Genomic DNA, 17056 nt, shown 5'->3' on the forward strand with positions numbered 1-17056 from the left:
GAGCGGTAGTTCAGTCGGTTAGAATACCTGCCTGTCACGCAGGGGGTCGCGGGTTCGAGTCCCGTCCGTTCCGCCACCCTATTTAGGGGCGTAGTTCAATTGGTAGAGCACCGGTCTCCAAAACCGGGTGTTGGGAGTTCGAGTCTCTCCGCCCCTGCCAGATAGACAAAAAACCTTCCGTCGAAAGACGGAAGGTTTTTTTGTTTGCCTTTTAACCCCTATGCACACTGTTTATGTTTTAGGAAAGGAATCCTTAAATGAATACAGCATCCTCTCTCTTACGTCTGTTTGCTACTGGCGCATTGTGTGCCTTGGGCTTTTCGATCCCTCAGGCGTTTTCTGAAGAAGCATTTGTCTACTTCTCCCATAAGCAATGGAGTTTAGTGTGTGACAACACGCTGACCTGTCGTGCTGAGGGGTATTCCCCAGAAAATGAGCTCTACAGCGCAGCAGTATTGCTGATGCGCCATGCGGGTGCGGATACTGTGGTCGATAATCAAGTGATGTTGACCGATCTGTTGGATAACGAAGACGCTCTGCCACATCGGGGTACGCCGCAGCTGATGATCGATGGCCGCTCATTGGGTGCGCTGCAACGGGTGGAGGGGCAAGACCAACGTTGGCGCATGAATGCGACTCAGTTTTCCGCTTTTCTCATCGCACTACGCCGTGACAATCACATTACTTTCCAGGATAAATTAGGCCGTTACCCGCTTTCCGGGGCGGGGTCTAGCGCCGTGTTGTTAAAAATGGACGATGTACAGGGCAGAATCGACACGCGCAGCGCCATTTTTAAACAGGGTGCGAAAGATGAGTCTGGTATTAAAGCCCCTCTTGCTGCCCCAGTGATTAGCAAAGCACGGGCCGTGGAAGCAGAACTGCGCGTGATGAATGCACAGGAAGTGGCTTTTTATAAACCTCGCCTGATGAAAAGTTTGACCGAGACCGAGAACAACAATTGCACAGAAGATCGTCTTGACGATCCCGAACTGCCTTGGCAAATCGCCAGATTAAATGATCGACAGTCTCTCGTTTCGGCCTCTTGCTGGATGGCCGCTTACAACTGGGGCGAAATATTTTGGGTTGTTGATAACGAAATGACATCACCCCCTCAACGCGTGACGGACAGTGGCTCAGAATATAACAACGGTGAAATTGATGCTGTCCATCGTGCGCGTGGACTGGGTGATTGCCTGGTCATAAAACGTTGGGTATGGAATGGCGAGTCCTTTATCCATAGCTACGCTGCAAACACGGGGCGTTGTCGCTTGATCCGTAGTGGAGGTACCTGGGATATACCAGACTTTGTGACTACCGTTGTACCGCAATGATGCACAACAGCCCGCACCAGACGCGGGCTATTGTGCATACCGATCAGTGCAGGATCTGCGACAGGAACGTGCGTGTGCGCTCCGAGCGCGGATTGCCAAAGAACGCTTCAGGCGCAGCCTGTTCCACAATTTCCCCCTGATCCATAAAAATCACCCGGTCGGCTACTGTTTTGGCGAAGCCCATTTCATGCGTGACACACAGCATGGTCATGCCATCCTGTGCCAGCCCGAGCATGGTATCCAGCACTTCCTTCACCATTTCCGGATCGAGCGCGGAGGTGGGTTCATCGAACAGCATGATTTTCGGTTTCATACACAAAGAGCGGGCAATCGCCACGCGCTGCTGCTGCCCACCGGAAAGCTGGCCGGGAAATTTATGCGCATGTGCGGCAATGCGCACGCGCTCCAAATAATGCATCGCCAGTTCTTCCGCTTCTTTCTTCGGCATATGGCGTACCCAGCTAGGGGCCAGCGTGCAGTTTTGCAGTACAGTCAGGTGTGGGAACAGGTTAAAGTGCTGAAATACCATTCCCACTTCGGCACGGATTTTCTCGATATTGCGCAGATCTCCGTCCAATTCGGTGCCATCAACCGTTATCTTGCCTTGCTGATGCTCTTCCAGGTGGTTGATGCAGCGAATCGTCGTCGATTTTCCAGAGCCAGACGGCCCGCACAGCACAATGCGCTCTCCCTGCTTCACGTGCAGGTTGATGTTTTTCAGTACGTGGAATTGACCATACCACTTGTTCACATTGTCCAGTGTGATCATATAGTTATCTGATGTTAATGCGTTCTGGTTCATAAGAGCCTCAATGCGACTTGTGTCCGGTGTTAAAACGTTTTTCCAGATGCTGGCTGTAGCGCGACATGCTGAAACAGAAGATCCAATAGATCATGGCAGCAAAAACATAGCCTTCGGTCGACATCCCCAACCAGGTTGGATCAACGGTCGCCTGCTGGATACTGCTGAACAGATCGAACAGGCCGATGATGATGACCAGACTGGTGTCCTTGAACAGTGCGATGATGGTATTCACCAGACCAGGAATGACCAGCTTCAGCGCCTGAGGCAGGATAACCAGCCCCTGCATACGCCAGTAGCCCAGCCCTAATGCCGCGGACGCCTCATACTGCCCTTTCGGTAATGCCTGAAGCCCGCCTCTGACCACTTCTGCCACATAGGCTGACTGGAACAGGATGACGCCGACCAGCGCACGCAGCAGTTTATCGATGCTGGTGCCTTCAGTGAGAAACAGCGGCAGCATCACTGAGGACATAAACAACACGGTGATCAGCGGCACGCCGCGCCAGAACTCGATAAACACCACGCACAGGATACGCACCACGGGCATGGTTGAACGTCGTCCCAGCGCCAGCAGAATTCCCAACGGCAATGCGCCTGCGATACCAATCGCCGCGATGATCAGGGTAAGCGTCAGCCCACCCCACTGGCGTGTTTCTACGCGCGGCAGCCCGCCGAATCCGCCATACAGCAGCCACCAGGCCAATAATGGGTAACACACCGCCCAGATTGCGATATAGCGTCCACGGCGTGGCATGCGGCGCCAGAACATCGGCAGGATGCTGAGTAACCCCAAAACCAGCGCAAAGTTAATGCGCCAGATCTCCTCAGCCGGATACAGCCCATACATAAAGTGACCGAAGCGTGCCTGAATAAACACCCAACAAGCACCGTCGCGGGTGCAGTCAGCGCGGGTCTCACCGACCCAGTTCGCCTGCAGTAGCGTCCAGTTCAATAGCGGCGGCAGAATGTGCCACAGCAGCCAGAAGCAGAACAGCGTCAGCAGGCTGTTTGAGATGCTGGAAAACAGGTTCTTTTTGGCCCAATGCCACAGCGCAAAGAGCGGAGCCTGACGATGTGGTTGTGGTTGTGACAATGTCGTCATAGCGGCCTCTAGCGTTCCACGAGCGCGATTTTGCGGTTATACAGGTTCATCAGCAGGGAGATGATCAGGCTGATAATCAGGTACACCGACATGGTAATAGCAATGGTTTCAATCGCCTGACCGGTTTGGTTGAGCACGGTGCCGGCAAACAGGGAAACCATATCCGGGTAACCAATCGCAGCGGCGAGCGATGAGTTCTTCACGATATTCAGGTATTGGCTGGTCAACGGCGGGATGATGACGCGCAGCGCCTGCGGCAAAATCACCTTACGCAGCGTGATCGGATTGGGTAGCCCCAGGGAGCGAGCCGCTTCATGTTGCCCGTAGGAGACAGACTGAATGCCGGAACGGATAATCTCTGCGATAAACGCCGAGGTGTAGACCGACAAGGCCAGCGTTAACGCTGCCAGTTCCGGGATCAGCACCATGCCGCCCTGGAAGTTGAACCCCTTCAACTGCGGAATATCCCAGTGCAGGGCAGGGCCAAACAGCGCGTGGCTCACGCCAAGGAGAACCGCTAACAGTGCCAGAACGACAGGCCAGGTGCGGCGGTATTGTCCGGTAAGGGTATGAATCTGCTTATTGCGCCGATACAGAATAACGCCGACCACCAATGGGATGAGTAACGCGAAGAGCGCGCCCAGCGCACCGGGGCCAAATTCTCCGGCCGGAAGGTACAAACCGCGGTTGCTCAGGAACGCAATATCAAGCGTGTTAAGCGCCTGGCGCGGACCGGGAAGGTTACGCAGCACGGCAAAATACCAGAAGAAGATCTGCAAAATCGGGGGGATATTACGAAACGTTTCGATATATACCGTGGACAGTTTGCGTAACAGCCAGTTATCAGAGAGCCGCGCCAGCCCGAGCATAAAGCCCAGCACCGAAGCGAAAACAATACAGAGCGCTGAAACCAGCAGCGTGTTGAGCAGCCCCACCAGAAACACGCGGGCGTAGGTATCGCCCTGCTGGTAGTCGATAAGGTGCTGGACAATACCGAAGCCTGCACTGTTATTCAGAAACGCGAAACCGGAGGTAATACCGCGCTGGGCCAGATTGGTGACGGTGTTGTGCAACAGATAACCCGCCACGGCAATCACAATAACGATGACGAGAAGTTGATACAGCCAGGCGCGCACCGCTGGATTTGATAGTGAAAAATCACGTTTCACGGTTGGGCGTTGTTGCATGCGAGTGCCTCAATAGCAGGAACACGGAAAAAGCGGGAATACTGAGGTGCCGCATACTGGCGCGGCACCCGCTTTCTGTTAGCGATTAACGCACTGCTGGTGCGTACTGGATACCGCCTTTGTTCCACAGCTCATTCAGGCCACGTTTGATTTTCAGCTCGCTGTCCATACCGACATTGCGTTCGAAAATTTCACCGTAGTTACCGACTTGCTTGATGATTTTGAACGCCCAATCGGCGGGCAGTTTCAGATCTTTGCCGTAGTTACCTTCATGACCCAGCAGGTGAGACATGTCCGGCGTGGTCGGTTTGGCGGCCAGCGCATCAACGTTCTTCGAGGTCACACCCATTTCTTCGGCATTCAGCATGGCGAACAGGGTCCAACGAACGATCGAGAACCACTCTTCATCACCGCGACGTACCACCGGTCCCAGCGGCTCTTTGGAGATAACTTCCGGCAATACGATAAATTCAGCCGGTTTGCTCAGCTTGATACGCAGCGCGTACAGTTGAGACTGGTCGGACGCCAGGGTATCGCAGCGGCCAGATTCCAGCGCCTTGGCGCTTTCGTCAGAGCGGTCGAAGGTCACCGGGGTGTATTTCATATTGTGGGTTTTGAAGTAATCCGCCACGTTCAGTTCGGTATCGGTACCGGCCTGAATACAAACGGTGGCACCGTCCAGCTCTTTCGCGCTGGTCAGGCCCGCTTTGTTGTGAGTCAGGAAGCCGATGCCATCGTAGTAGGTCACGCCAGTAAACAGCATGCCCATCCCGGCATCACGGGAAGAGGTCCAGGTGGTGTTACGCGACAGAATATCAACTTCACCCGATTGCAGTGCGGTGAAACGCTCTTTAGCAGTCAGCGGGGTGTATTTCACTTTGCTGGCATCGCCAAACACGGCGGCTGCGACGCCGCGGCACACGTCTACGTCAATACCGGAGTATTTCCCGCTGGCATCTGCATAGGAGAAACCAGGCAAGCCGTCACTGATACCACACTGAACAAATCCTTTTTTCTGAATGGCATCCAATGTTGCACCCGCATGGGCTTGATTGATGGCGGCGAAGAGGGATGCGCCGGCAACCAGCGTGGAAAGTAGCATTCTTTTCATAATGATCCTATGTCGCTCAGTCGTTGTGTGTTGCTGTGCGGTAGCAGCCATCCGGCTGCACCATTCCTGTCTGTCGGCACCGTTGTTTTGTCAGACAGTAGCGTGCCGTGACAGGGTTAAGCAAAACCGATGCCAATAATTTATTTTGATGATAAATAACAAGAAAATAGAAAAATTGCCGCATCGCAATAAGGTTTATTCGGTTGAGGTGCACTTAAATGGCACTTTGCTGCAAAAGATGCGCGATTTGGGTGCAAAGTGCCCACTTTTGGGTGAAGGAGATGGGCGGGGAAAAGCCACCTGCCCCAAGACGAGGCAGGAAGGCGAAATCAGTGGGGAATGTGGCGTTGATAGTAGGTTTCGAGTCGGGTTTGCAGCTTGCTCAATACCGTGCTGAACAGCAAATAGATCAGCGCGGCTTCCACGTACAGGATCAAGGGTTCGTAGGTGACGGAAACAATACGTTGTGCCGCCAAAAACATCTCCGGCACCGTGATAACGGCGGCGAGCGAGGTATCTTTGATCAGCGAAATAAAGGTATTGGAGAGCGGCGGGATAGAGACAAAAATCGACTGTGGAATGATCACCCAGCGCAGCGTCTGGCGTCGATTCATGCCCAGTGAGGCCGCGGCATTCCACTGACCGTTAGCCACTGAAAGAATGGCTCCGCGTACGATTTCCGAACTGTAGGCTCCCACGTTAAGCGTGAAGCCAATCAGCGCAGCCGGAAAGGCATCCAACGTGATGCCGGCATTAGGCAGCCCATAGAAAATCAAAAACAGCTGAACCAGCAACGGCGTGCCGCGAATCACCCACACGTAAAAATCCGCTACCCATTTCAGCGGCTTGGGGCCATAGAGACGGATCAACGCCACCAGAATGCCCAATGCTAACCCGAGCACAAAGGAGAGAATGGCGAGCGGAACGGTAAACTGTAACCCAGCAGAAAGCAGACTCCAGAAGGAGTCTGCCATAAGTTGTAGCCATGGTGGCATCAATAGTGACCTCGAACGCGACGATTATTGGGAAACATCTTCCCCAAAGTATCGCACCGCTATCGTTTTATAGGTACCGTCTGCTTTGATTTCATCCAATGCTTTATTCAAGGCAGCCACCAATTCCGGTTGGTTTTTGCGCACCAGAATTCCAGAAGGATCACCTTCCGCAGCGGTTGCTGCCACTTTGACCTTGGCGTCCGGCTTCTGTTTTTTGAAGTCCAGATATGACAGATTGTCATTCAACGTCGCTTCTGCACGCCCGCTCAGCACCAGTTCCAGCGATTGGTTGAAACCGTCGGTGGGAACAATTTCAGCGCCGTGGCTGCTGGCCAGTTTGGAGAAATTGCTGGTCAGGCTCTGTGCCGATTTACGGCCTTTCAGATCGGCAAAACTTTTGATGGTATCGTTGTCGCTACGCACCACCAGTACCGCTTTGGAATCGATATAAGGTTTAGAGAAATCAAATTTGGCCTGACGCTCTTTGGTGATACCCACCTGGTTAATCACCGCGTCATAGCGCTTGGCGTCCACACCGGCAATCAAACCGTCCCAGCGGCCTTCCACAAACTCGGCTTTTACCCCCAGTTTTTCAGCAACGGCACGGCCGATATCCACATCGAAGCCCTGAAGTTTTCCTGATTTATCATGGAAAGAGTAAGGCGCATAGGTGCCTTCTGTACCGATCTTGAGTACGCCAGCGGCCTTGATGGCGCTGAGGTCGTCTTGTGCCTGTGCGGCGGTACCTGCCATCAACAGTGCGCCAGTGAATGCTGCCAAAGCCAGTGTTTTCATTGCGTCTACCTATCGTATAGGGGAAAGTTAGATAACATTCGATGCTAAATAATCTACGATGTAAGCCATAAGGTTATAAATCACATTCGATGATGATTTAGAACTGAAATGAATATAGCCCAGATGCTGATTTCTGCGTTTTAGCCGTGCTTTTTGCGATGCCATCGGGCTTTGCGTGAGGAAAGCGTTAAGCAGTGTAAAGTCGCATCAAGTGCCGCATAATTAGGAATACAGGAGATATTCGCGCGTGAGGATAAGGCAGATAGTAGCGGCAACGGCGGCTACCGTCGTTATCTTGAGGATACGCACATGCGCAAAACCATTCTGACGCTCGTCATGACCGCTCTGGTTCTCGGTCCACTCTCCGCTTCCTTTGCTTATGCGCACGGCCCTGATGGCCCGAGAGGCGAAGGGGGACGTCATTGGGATGGCGGTCCGCGCGGTGAAGGTGGCCCCGGTTGGGATCGCGGGCGAGGCCACGGCCCGCGCTGGGACAATGGCCCAAGGGGCGGTTGGGGGCGCTATGACGACAGGCGAGACCATTTCCGCTGGCGTGGCTATGATTTTCGTGCCGGGCATCCGATCCCCGGTCCGTACCGCGGCGATCGCTACTGGGTGCGTGACTGGCGCGGCTATGGCCTGCCCAGTCCACCGCCGGGCCACCAGTGGCGCTATATCGACGGTAATTACGTGCTGATTGCGGTGGCAACGGGCGTTATCACCTCCATTCTGCTCAATCAGGCGTTCAACTGATACGTCTTTCACGGTTAATCATCCCGGCGCTATTCGTTTGATAGATTGCCGGGATGCCTCATCATTGCTCCCTTTTTCGCACCAATCCCGCTGCATTTGCGTAGCATTTCCTGATATTGGTGCGAATACTGCAACAGTGCTGCTCGGATATCTGGCCTTATCATGTTCACGCGATGTCTTACACTAAGGTCAGTGGCAGGCTCAACCGATGAGCTTGGTAAAACGATCTGATGACGGAGAACACGATGAAAGTTGCCCTGATTGGTGCGACCGGTATGGCCGGTAGCGAAATTCTGAAAGAGCTGGTGGCGCGTGGCCATCAGGTAACGGCGATTGCGCGCAATACAACCGCCATCCCACAGCATGACGCCGTGACGCCGCTGGCGTTAGATGTCAGCGATCGCGATGGGTTAAGCGCCGCGCTGCGCGGTCATGATGCTGCGATCAGTGCAGTACGCTTCCAGGCGGTCGAACCGTCGCATCTGATTGAGGCAGTTAGCCAGTCGGGCGTAACACGCTACCTGGTGGTGGGCGGTGCAGGCTCGCTGGAAGTGGCGGGCACCCGCTTGCTGGATACCCCAGACTTCCCCGATGCCTATCGCCCGGAAGCTACGCGAGGCGCTGAGTTCTTGGCCGCGCTGCGCCAGCATGATGAGCTGTCATGGTCATTCCTGTCTCCTTCTGCGCTGTTTACGCCGGGGCCACGCACCGGGCACTTCCGTCTGGGCAAAGATACCCTGCTGGTCGATGAGGCGGGCAACAGTGCCATTTCTGCGGGTGACTTTTCCGTCGCGCTGGTGGATGAACTGGAGCAGGACAACCACCTGAAATCGCGCTTTACCGTCGGTTATTGAGTTCAGCCAACCCTATCAAGCGTCTGCCTTTCAGGCAGACGCTTTTTTTATGCCTGAAAGAGGGAGACGGGCGCTGTACTCGCCTGCTGGTGCGGTCTGATGCCAACGTGATGGAAAGAATGACAAGTTTGATAAGTTTGTCGTATTAGACAAGTTTGACAAGTTATTGCACGGTGAAGTGCGCGCAATCGACATCCAATGACAAGTTTGATAAGTTTGTCGTATTAGACAAGTTTGACAAGTTATTGCACGGTGAAGTGCGCGCAATCGACATCCTTGTTATCCGGCTTCGCGTTTTTGGCAGTCGGAAACGCCGTTAGTCAGGAGTGTATGATGACCCTTTCACCTGCAAGAGAAAAAATGCCTTCTGGCGATCCTGCCGCGCCCGCGGTGGCGATTGCCATGAAAGGCGTAAAAAAACAGTTTTTAGATCACGACGATAACGCAGTCGACGTTATCAAAGACATTTCCCTTGATATTTATCACCAGGAATTTATCAGCATTGTCGGGCCGAGTGGCTGCGGCAAAACCACCATGTTTAACATTATCGCGGGGCTGCTGCCTCCGACAGCGGGCGAAATTCAGGTGTTCGACCCGTACTACGCCATGCCCGGCAAAGGGCGAGTGGGTTACATGTTGCAAAAAGACCTGCTGTTTCCGTGGCGCACCATTCTGGATAACGTCTGTCTCGGGTTGGAAATCAGCGAGATGCCGAAGAAAGAACGCCACGAGCGGGCGATGACCTACCTCGATAAGTATGGACTGGGCGATTTTGCTCACGCTTATCCCTCTACGCTTTCCGGAGGGATGCGTCAACGCGCGGCGTTGATCCGCACGCTGGTTATCGATCCTGACATCATTCTGCTCGACGAGCCTTTCTCGGCGCTGGATTACCAAACCCGGCTGGTGCTGGAAGAGGAGATCCTGACGATCCTCAACGAATACGGCAAAACCGTGGTGCTGATCACCCATGACATTGGTGAAGCCATTGCCATGTCCGATCGCATTGCCGTGATGTCACAGCGACCGACCTGGAACAAGAAAACCTACGATATTGGCCTTGCCAAGCGGCACGGCTCTGCCATGGGGGCGCGCAAAGACCCCGAGTTCCAATCCTTCTTCGATGCGATTTGGGCTGATATGGATATCCAACTGGGGGATCACGCATGAACAAGTCTGCCGTCGTTACTGATAAAACGGCCTCGGGTCGTTCGCGTCAGGCAAGTCAGCGCAGAAAGCGCTGGCTGTCGCTACTGCGTGACAATGGCTGGCGCGCCTTGCTGCTTGCCAGCATCGTGGCGTTGTGGCAGTTCGGGGTGAATGCCGGCGTGGTCAATGCATTCTTAATGGGCTCTCCGGCAGGGATCTGGCAGGAGTTCGTGCGACTGGTGGGTAACGGTGAACTGTTTCAGAACACCTACGTCACGGTGTATGCCACTGTGACCGGGTTTGTGCTGGGCAGCTTGCTCGGTTCCTTTTCCGGGCTGTTGCTGTGGCATACCCCGACGTTGGCGCGCATTCTCGACCCGTTTTTCATCGCGCTCAACAGCCTGCCGAAGATTGCTCTGGCACCTATCATCATCATTTGGTTCGGCTCCGGGCTGTTTTCCAAAATAGCGTTGGCCTTTATCGCCACCTATGTCGTGGCGCTGCTCTCCGCGTGGCAGGGCACGCACCAGATTGATGATAGTCAGGTCAACCTGATGCGCTCCCTCGGGGCTAATCGCAACCAGATTTTCCGTAAGGTGGTGGTGCCCTCGACCCTGCCGTGGATTATCGCTGCTTTCCGACTCAACATCGGTTTTGCCCTGATTGCGGACATCGGCGGTGAGTTCATCTCTTCCGATTATGGTCTGGGGAAAATGATTTTCGTCGCAGGCAATCTTTTCAATCTCAATGTGGTGTGGGTCGGTGTCTTTACGTTGCTGGTGGTCGCCATCGTGCTCTATCTGGTGGTGGTTCAACTGCAACGCTGGCTGCTGCCCTGGGAGCGCCAGAATACACATCGCTAGTGGTATCCGTTCCGTTGTTCCTTAACTGGTTAAGAAGGAAAGTGAGATGAATAAAATCGTTGCATGGGTGTGCGCGGCGCTGTTTACAGCGGGTTCCGTCAATGCGTCAGCGGCTGATGCCAAGCCCGATCGCGTGCTGGTGACGGAGGCGTTCCACTCTTTGTTGTACTTACCGGTATATGTTGCCAAACACCAAGGGTTATTCGAAAAAAATCAGATAGACGTAACGTCGATTCGCTCGGCGGGTTCAGGCCCGACAGCGTTGGCGGCGGTGCTGTCCGGTGAAGCGCAGTTCTCCGTACACGGCCCTGAGCACGTCGGGTTCGCCCAGCAAAAAGGCGGTAAGGCCAAGGCGGTGAGCGCGGTGGCCAACAGTGCGCCAGTATGGATTGTGGCTAAACCCGATTTCAAATTCACCTCTCCGGCGGATTTGAAAGGCAAACGTGTGGTGGTGGGGCTTGCCCCGGGAACCTCTAACACACTGTTGCTGCGCCTGCTAGGTCAGACAGGGCTAAACCCGAAGACGGATGTGGCGATTAACGAAGTGCAAAACGGTTCGGAACTGGGGCCACTGTTAGCGGGCCGTGCGGATGCCGCCGTGGTGTATGAACCGCAGGCGGATCAGGGCGTGGGGCAGGGGCTGAAAGTGATTTACGATTTCACCCGCGACTATCCTGAGTACGCGTTCTCCACCATCAACACCTCGGAGAAATTGATTGCGGATAATCCGCAGTTGGTGGCGCGCTTCGTGAAAACCATCAACGAATCTCTGGCGTTCATTCATCAGAATCCTGATGTTGCCAAGCAAGTTGCCCGTCAGGAGTTCGCCGCGTTGGATGGCAAGGTGGTCGATGCCGCGGTGCAGCGCATGATCGACAGTAACGTCTACCCGGCCAACGCCGTCATTTCGCCAGAAGCCTTTACCACGGCGATTGATATTCAGAAATTTGTCGGCAACATCACGCAGGATATGCCCTATACGCAAATTGTTGACGGTCAGTTTGCTGCCAAGCCATAACAAGGACAGAAGGCATGAACGCTATATTGGGTATGAAAACCATGTTAGATACCTCGCCCTTTGCCACGATTGCCGCCACCCGGCGGCAACTGGCCGCGCGCAAGGTTTCTCCGAGCGAGTTGCTGAGCCATTTTCTGGTGCGTATCGAGCAACGCGACGACGACATTAAGGCGTGGCGCTATCTCGATAAAGAAGGGGCGCACCAGCGCGCCTTGGAACTGGATCAACAAATGGGGGCCATCGCCTGCAAGTCTGCACTGTTTGGCATTCCTTACGGTGCCAAGGATATCTTCCACACGCGCGGCTTACCGACGGAAGGCGGCTCCAGGGTGCTGGAGGGCAATATCTCCAGTGAAAACGCCAGCGTGATCGATAAGCTCAATGGCATGGGGGCTTTGCTACTGGGGAAACTGACTACCACCGAGTTTGCCAATCTGGGGACGCCGCCCAAGACCGGCAATGCCTGGAACCCGGCGCATACCCCCGGTGGCTCAAGCAGCGGTTCTGCCGCTGCCGTGGGTGCGCGTATGGCGCTGATGGCATTGGGCACGCAAACGGCGGGCTCGTTGTCTCGTCCGGCGGCGTTCAACGGTGTGACGGTGTTGAAAGCCACCTATGGGCGCATCAGCAAGGCGGGGGTAATTCCCGCCAGTTGGTCACTGGATCACGTGGGAGCCTTTACTACAACGGTAGAGGATGCGGCGCTGGTGTTTAACGCACTCTCTGGCCCGGACCCGCGTGATGACACCACGCTGTCATTGCCCTATACGCCGTTGCAACTGCGCGAGAAACATGATTATACGGTGGGGATCGTCGAACATCCCTATTATGCGGGGGGGGATGCTGAAATTGGCACTGCCTGCTTGCAGGCAATGGATGCCTTGGCCGGGCGTGGCGTGAAGCTTAAACGGATCGCATTACCAGAGAGTTTTGATGATGCCTGCCGTGCGCACCATATTGTGATGCAGGCCGAATGCGCCGCCTATCATCGCGACACCTTCTTGCAGACGCCTACGTTGTTCGGTGCCTATTTGCAGGAATTTCTGCAACAAGGTCTCGCTATCTCTGCGCAGGAATATCTACAGGCGCAGCAGGTGCGCTCCCGCTATCGCTATGAGTTGGCGGCCTTGTTCGATGATGCGGATATGCTAATGACGCCCGCAACGCCGACATTAGCCCCACACGGTCTGGCGGCGACCGGGTCTCCTGCTTACAATATGCCGTTTACCAACGCGGGTGTGCCAACCTTGGCGCTGCCGGTGGGCATTTCCGCAACGGGGTTGCCAATGGGGATGCAATGGGTTGCCCGCCATGGTAATGAACAGGCGCTGGTGGATTTGGGTATGCTTTACCAGCAGATAACCGACTGGCATGCTTGCCTGCCGCCACTCTGTCAGGCATAACAGATGATGACATCTTGCCGTTGATCAGATGCCATTGTTGATCGTTAACGGCAGCGAGCCGCCTTCTCTTCAGAAGGCGGCTCGCGATCGGACGTGCAAGGAGCACCGGTTTTGTCTACAGCACGCTTTTCCAGTCAATGGGACACTATGTAATGTACGATAAATTATTGACGGTTTCTGATGCGGCTAAAATGCTGGGTATCTCCGCCAGCACGCTGCGCCGGCTGGAAGATAACGGAGAAGTCAAAACCTATGGGCTGAAGGTGGTTTACACCCCTGGCGGTCAGCGCCGTTACCTTGCCGACGAGATTCAGCGCGTTTTCTCACAGACCGGTTTTGCCCACAAAATCGGCTTTGGCTCCAAAGCGGCAATTTTGGTGCGGGATGTGACCTACGCTTACATGGATTCCGGCTCGACGCTGGCGATTGATACCCCGTTTGATAAAGCAGGGCTACATCGATTACTGACCATGGCGGCACAGCGTGGGTTACCGACGGTGTTCACCCGCACGGTGTATCGGCCAGAGCATCCCTTTTCCTGGCTGTGGGGAAAAAAATACCCGTTTATCACCACGCTGACGGAAGATGCCTACCTGAACCGCATTGATGAAGCGCTGGGGGATGCGCCCTTTGAGCGTAATCATTCCACCTGCTATGTGTCCGACTTTTATGGTCATGATTTGGCCGCGTGGCTGAAGCAGCAAGGCATCGATACCCTGATTCTGGGCGGCGTTACTGCCAGCGGCAGTATTCGTGCCACCGCGATTGAAGCGTTCCAGATGGGGTTTCATGTGATGTTGCCGCGCGAAGTGATTGGCGATCGCAGCCAGTCGCTGCTGGATTTCACCCTGCTGGATCTCAATGCGCGCTATGCCGATGTGCTCAGCCTTGAAGAGGTATCCGATTGGCTGGCAACCTTGCCGATGGCGGTGAGCGAGTCAACGGCCCGTCACCGCCAGCCTGATGCACTGAGTGAATAACCGTTACTCTACGGTACCCAACAGATTTTCCGGTGCGGGCGTCAGCGTGCCATTTTCAATGGCACGCACCCGGTCATACACCGTTTGGTTTGCCGGAACCGGAATCCCAAGCTCTGCGGCACGTTGAATAACCAGGCCGTAGATCTCATCGATTTCCGTGCGGCGACCTTTCACTATATCCTGCCCCATGGACGGTCGTTGCCCGGCCGCGCCGCGCTGCGCCGCATCGATCAGGCGCTGTTCGATCTCCGCGAGCGCTGCCGCACTGCCGTCTGCGGCGGCAAATAACGCGGCGGGAATGGCACCGAGCGCGGTCAGCGAATAACCTAACCGTTGCCCGACGCGCACCGCCTCGCCCGCCACCTCGATGGAAAAACGCCGCAACTGCGGGTGGTTGTCTAACGCATCAATGGTCAATCCCGTGGCGGCAGAAACGCCATTGCGCATCGCATTGACCGCCAGTTTGGACCAGCGCTCCCCAGTCAGATTATCAATCACCGCCACGGAATCCACCTGCCGCAGTAACGTTGCCAACGTTTCGATACGCGCACTGCGCTGCCCGTCCAATTCCCCGAGGCGAAACACATCAATACCGGGGCTGCCCCGCACCACGCGGCGGCGAATCACCCCCGGAGCCGAGAGTTCAACGCCGATGCGCGCGGCGATCAATCCGGCCGTTCGCGACGCACCGACAATCTCGGCAAGCGTCGCCTCGTTGCAGCCATTTTGTGCTGAGACAACCACGGCATCCGCGTGAAGATAGGGCAACACCAATTCGGCGGCCCAGCGTGTGTCATAGGATTTCACGCTGATGAAGACGATATCGAGCGGCGGCAGCGCCTTCAGGCTACCAATCTCATCATCGGACAGAATACGTACTGGCACGATGGCGTTATCCTGCGGCACGGCACCGTCAATACGCAGGCCGTGACGGCGCGTAGCGTCTACATGTTCCCGCCAACGATCGATGAGCGTCACGTTTTCTCCCGCTGCGGTCAGATGCGCACCAATGAACCCGCCCACCGCGCCGGCACCGACAACGGCAATGTGGGGAGCCATCACTGGCCCTCCTTATCCAGCCAGACATTTTTCAGCGAACTGAAGGTTTGGTCTGGCGTGTCGCTGATACCATGCAGGTGCGAGCTGTAAACGGTCTGACGCTGTAACTCGAACAGCGGCAGGTTAGGCAAATCCGTCATCGCGATGCGTTGCCATTCATGGAACGCTTTCAGGCGGTTAGCGGGGTTGGTGTCAGTTTGTGTGGTTTTGATAATCGCATCCAGCGTCGGGTTGGAATAACGCGCCCCGTTGGTGTTTGGCACACCTTTGACAATCGAGTCGGTGCCATACAGGCGGTATAGCCCCATGGCTGGATCGATCATGGCGGAGAACTGACCGGCACGGGTTTGGAAATCATAATCGGTGTAAATCCGACGGTAGTAGGTGGGGGTATCCTGCGTGCGCAGCTTTAGCGTCACGCCAACTTGCTTCAGGTTCTGGCGCAAAAACTCTGCGGTATTCTGCAAGGATTCATTGTTGCCTTCATAGTCGAAGAACAGCGAGAAGCGCTCACCGTTGGCACCGCGCGGATAGCCTGCCGCATCCAGCAGTTGTTCTGCTTTCTTGGCATCGTAGGCGTAATGCGGAACAGCATTGGTGAAATATTTTTGATAGTGCGGAATAGGGCTGGTAGCCACCTTGCCAATGCCGTACCACGCGCTGTCAATCAAGCCCTGACGATCAATGGCATAAGCCAGCGCCTGTCGCACGTTGACCTGCCGCAGAATCGGGTCTTGCGTGTTGAATTCAAAGGTAAAGAACGGGGAGAGCCAGTTATAGCCTTCGCTAGTGATTTTCAGCGACGGATTTTTTTTCAACCGGGCAATATCGGCCAGCGGAACCGGATCGAACGGGCCGTATTTTACCTCTCCGGTTTCAAACGCAGCGGCGCGTGACGCATCATCCGGGATCAGGCGGAAAATCAGTTTATCGAGATAGGGTTTGCCCTGATCCCAATAGTTTTCATTACGCGCCAACTCGATGAACTCGCCCCGACGCCAGCTCACAAAACGGAACGGACCCGTACCGATCGGCGCAATGTTATGTGGGTTTTTCAGTGGATCGCTGCCCTGATACAAATGCGCGGGCAATACCTGCGATTCTGCCGCGCTCAGTGCGCTGAGCAAGATTGGTGACGGTTGAGACAGTTTAAATATTGCCGTCAGCGGGTCAGGCGTTTCTACATCCACCAGATTGGCAAAGGTGGTGCGCCCGCGCGGGTGCAGTTTTTTCCACAGCTCCAACGCGCTGTAGCGAATATCCTGTGAGGTAAAGGGTTCGCCATCGTGCCATTTTACGTTGGGGCGCAAGTTGAAACGCACGGATAGACCGTCTGGGGCGGTTTCCCAACTCAGTGCCAGGCTCGGCTGTGGGTTCATCTCTTTGTCATAAGAAAGCAGACCATCGAACACATTGGGCGATACTGCGTTAACCGAGAAGTGGTTATTGATGGCACTGCTCAACACACTCGGCGCTGGATTGATGACCGCGATCAGCGTGCCGCCGCGCACCGGTTCGGCGGCGTTGACCAGGCTGCCGCTCAACAGCAGCATCCCTATTAACAGGCGTGTCAGAAAACGAATGTCCTTTAGAAAACGAGTGTCCTTTAGAAAACGAACGTACTTAGGCATGAAATTTCCCCTTACTGGTG

Annotated in this window: 16 protein-coding genes and 1 tRNA gene; 9 read left to right on the plus strand and 8 right to left on the minus strand. The window is 55.0% G+C overall.

What is annotated here, in order from left to right; translation table 11 throughout:
• Nucleotides 1-84: 84 nt before the first annotated feature.
• Nucleotides 85-160, plus strand: a tRNA-Trp gene (locus J5224_RS18675).
• A gap of 97 nt (nt 161-257) precedes the next feature.
• Nucleotides 258-1331: a DUF1176 domain-containing protein gene (locus tag J5224_RS18680; RefSeq protein ID WP_264626784.1), complete on the plus strand. Its 1074-nt coding sequence runs from the start codon at nt 258-260 to the stop codon at nt 1329-1331.
• A gap of 43 nt (nt 1332-1374) precedes the next feature.
• On the opposite strand, the gene J5224_RS18685 is transcribed toward J5224_RS18680, so the two are convergent.
• The 6 genes from J5224_RS18685 to J5224_RS18710 form a co-directional block, all read right to left on the minus strand.
• On the minus strand, nt 1375-2133 hold the full coding sequence (locus J5224_RS18685) for an amino acid ABC transporter ATP-binding protein (protein WP_264626785.1): 759 nt from the start codon (nt 2131-2133) through the stop codon (nt 1375-1377).
• 7 nt (nt 2134-2140) lie between these two features.
• The gene (locus J5224_RS18690) at nt 2141-3238 is read right to left on the minus strand and encodes an amino acid ABC transporter permease (protein ID WP_264626786.1); all 1098 of its coding nucleotides are present in this window, start codon (nt 3236-3238) and stop codon (nt 2141-2143) included.
• Between the two features lie 8 nt (nt 3239-3246).
• A complete protein-coding gene (locus J5224_RS18695; RefSeq protein WP_264626787.1) occupies nt 3247-4425 on the minus strand; it encodes an amino acid ABC transporter permease in 1179 nt (392 codons plus the stop codon).
• Between the two features lie 85 nt (nt 4426-4510).
• Nucleotides 4511-5536: an amino acid ABC transporter substrate-binding protein gene (locus J5224_RS18700; RefSeq protein WP_222159163.1), complete on the minus strand. Its 1026-nt coding sequence runs from the start codon at nt 5534-5536 to the stop codon at nt 4511-4513.
• A 329-nt stretch (nt 5537-5865) separates the two neighbouring features.
• The gene (locus J5224_RS18705) at nt 5866-6531 is read right to left on the minus strand and encodes an amino acid ABC transporter permease (RefSeq protein WP_264626788.1); all 666 of its coding nucleotides are present in this window, start codon (nt 6529-6531) and stop codon (nt 5866-5868) included.
• A gap of 24 nt (nt 6532-6555) precedes the next feature.
• Nucleotides 6556-7326, minus strand: a complete 771-nt coding sequence (locus J5224_RS18710) for an amino acid ABC transporter substrate-binding protein (RefSeq protein ID WP_264626789.1) — start codon at nt 7324-7326, stop codon at nt 6556-6558.
• A 309-nt stretch (nt 7327-7635) separates the two neighbouring features.
• On the opposite strand from J5224_RS18710, the gene J5224_RS18715 reads away from it, so the two are divergent.
• The 7 genes from J5224_RS18715 to J5224_RS18745 all read left to right on the plus strand — a co-directional run bounded on the left by J5224_RS18715 (nt 7636) and on the right by J5224_RS18745 (nt 14346).
• Nucleotides 7636-8079, plus strand: coding sequence for an RcnB family protein (locus J5224_RS18715; RefSeq protein WP_264626790.1), 444 nt, complete (start codon nt 7636-7638; stop codon nt 8077-8079).
• 245 nt (nt 8080-8324) lie between these two features.
• Nucleotides 8325-8933, plus strand: a complete 609-nt coding sequence (locus tag J5224_RS18720; RefSeq protein ID WP_264626791.1) for an NAD(P)-dependent oxidoreductase — start codon at nt 8325-8327, stop codon at nt 8931-8933.
• Between the two features lie 330 nt (nt 8934-9263).
• Nucleotides 9264-10103, plus strand: a complete 840-nt coding sequence (locus J5224_RS18725; protein WP_264626792.1) for an ABC transporter ATP-binding protein — start codon at nt 9264-9266, stop codon at nt 10101-10103.
• A complete protein-coding gene (locus J5224_RS18730) occupies nt 10100-10945 on the plus strand; it encodes an ABC transporter permease (RefSeq protein WP_264626793.1) in 846 nt (281 codons plus the stop codon). The genes J5224_RS18725 and J5224_RS18730 overlap by 4 nt, the downstream gene beginning before the upstream one ends.
• 46 nt (nt 10946-10991) lie before the next feature.
• Nucleotides 10992-11963, plus strand: coding sequence for an ABC transporter substrate-binding protein (locus tag J5224_RS18735; protein ID WP_264626794.1), 972 nt, complete (start codon nt 10992-10994; stop codon nt 11961-11963).
• Nucleotides 11964-11977: 14 nt separating this feature from the next.
• Nucleotides 11978-13366, plus strand: coding sequence for an amidase (locus J5224_RS18740; RefSeq protein WP_264626795.1), 1389 nt, complete (start codon nt 11978-11980; stop codon nt 13364-13366).
• Nucleotides 13367-13518: 152 nt separating this feature from the next.
• Entirely contained in the window at nt 13519-14346 is an 828-nt protein-coding gene (locus J5224_RS18745) for an isochorismatase family protein (protein ID WP_264626796.1), read from the plus strand.
• Between the two features lie 3 nt (nt 14347-14349).
• Here the strand turns inward: J5224_RS18745 and J5224_RS18750 are convergent, their stop codons facing one another.
• Together J5224_RS18750 and J5224_RS18755 are read right to left on the minus strand one after the other, a co-directional pair.
• Nucleotides 14350-15405 carry a ketopantoate reductase family protein gene (locus J5224_RS18750; protein WP_264626811.1) on the minus strand — a complete coding sequence of 352 codons (1056 nt, stop codon included), beginning with the start codon at nt 15403-15405 and terminating at the stop codon, nt 14350-14352.
• The gene (locus J5224_RS18755; RefSeq protein ID WP_264626797.1) at nt 15405-17036 is read right to left on the minus strand and encodes an ABC transporter substrate-binding protein; all 1632 of its coding nucleotides are present in this window, start codon (nt 17034-17036) and stop codon (nt 15405-15407) included. The genes J5224_RS18750 and J5224_RS18755 overlap by 1 nt, the downstream gene beginning before the upstream one ends.
• Nucleotides 17037-17056 lie beyond the last annotated feature (20 nt).

The sequence above is a fragment of the Candidatus Symbiopectobacterium sp. NZEC135 genome (assembly GCF_025962695.1).

What these genes read in the sequence shown, in the direction of transcription:
- J5224_RS18715 (WP_264626790.1), top strand. Translation starts at nt 7,636, where the DNA reads ATGCGCAAAACCATTCTGACGCTCGTCATGACCGCTCTGGTTCTCGGT.
- J5224_RS18695 (WP_264626787.1), bottom strand. Translation starts at nt 4,425, where the DNA reads ATGCAACAACGCCCAACCGTGAAACGTGATTTTTCACTATCAAATCCA.
- J5224_RS18740 (WP_264626795.1), top strand. Translation starts at nt 11,978, where the DNA reads ATGAACGCTATATTGGGTATGAAAACCATGTTAGATACCTCGCCCTTT.
- J5224_RS18710 (WP_264626789.1), bottom strand. Translation starts at nt 7,326, where the DNA reads ATGAAAACACTGGCTTTGGCAGCATTCACTGGCGCACTGTTGATGGCA.
- J5224_RS18755 (WP_264626797.1), bottom strand. Translation starts at nt 17,036, where the DNA reads ATGCCTAAGTACGTTCGTTTTCTAAAGGACACTCGTTTTCTAAAGGAC.
- J5224_RS18750 (WP_264626811.1), bottom strand. Translation starts at nt 15,405, where the DNA reads ATGGCTCCCCACATTGCCGTTGTCGGTGCCGGCGCGGTGGGCGGGTTC.
- J5224_RS18690 (WP_264626786.1), bottom strand. Translation starts at nt 3,238, where the DNA reads ATGACGACATTGTCACAACCACAACCACATCGTCAGGCTCCGCTCTTT.
- J5224_RS18730 (WP_264626793.1), top strand. Translation starts at nt 10,100, where the DNA reads ATGAACAAGTCTGCCGTCGTTACTGATAAAACGGCCTCGGGTCGTTCG.
- J5224_RS18705 (WP_264626788.1), bottom strand. Translation starts at nt 6,531, where the DNA reads ATGCCACCATGGCTACAACTTATGGCAGACTCCTTCTGGAGTCTGCTT.
- J5224_RS18720 (WP_264626791.1), top strand. Translation starts at nt 8,325, where the DNA reads ATGAAAGTTGCCCTGATTGGTGCGACCGGTATGGCCGGTAGCGAAATT.
- J5224_RS18735 (WP_264626794.1), top strand. Translation starts at nt 10,992, where the DNA reads ATGAATAAAATCGTTGCATGGGTGTGCGCGGCGCTGTTTACAGCGGGT.
- J5224_RS18680 (WP_264626784.1), top strand. Translation starts at nt 258, where the DNA reads ATGAATACAGCATCCTCTCTCTTACGTCTGTTTGCTACTGGCGCATTG.
- J5224_RS18725 (WP_264626792.1), top strand. Translation starts at nt 9,264, where the DNA reads ATGATGACCCTTTCACCTGCAAGAGAAAAAATGCCTTCTGGCGATCCT.
- J5224_RS18700 (WP_222159163.1), bottom strand. Translation starts at nt 5,536, where the DNA reads ATGAAAAGAATGCTACTTTCCACGCTGGTTGCCGGCGCATCCCTCTTC.
- J5224_RS18685 (WP_264626785.1), bottom strand. Translation starts at nt 2,133, where the DNA reads ATGAACCAGAACGCATTAACATCAGATAACTATATGATCACACTGGAC.
- J5224_RS18745 (WP_264626796.1), top strand. Translation starts at nt 13,519, where the DNA reads ATGTACGATAAATTATTGACGGTTTCTGATGCGGCTAAAATGCTGGGT.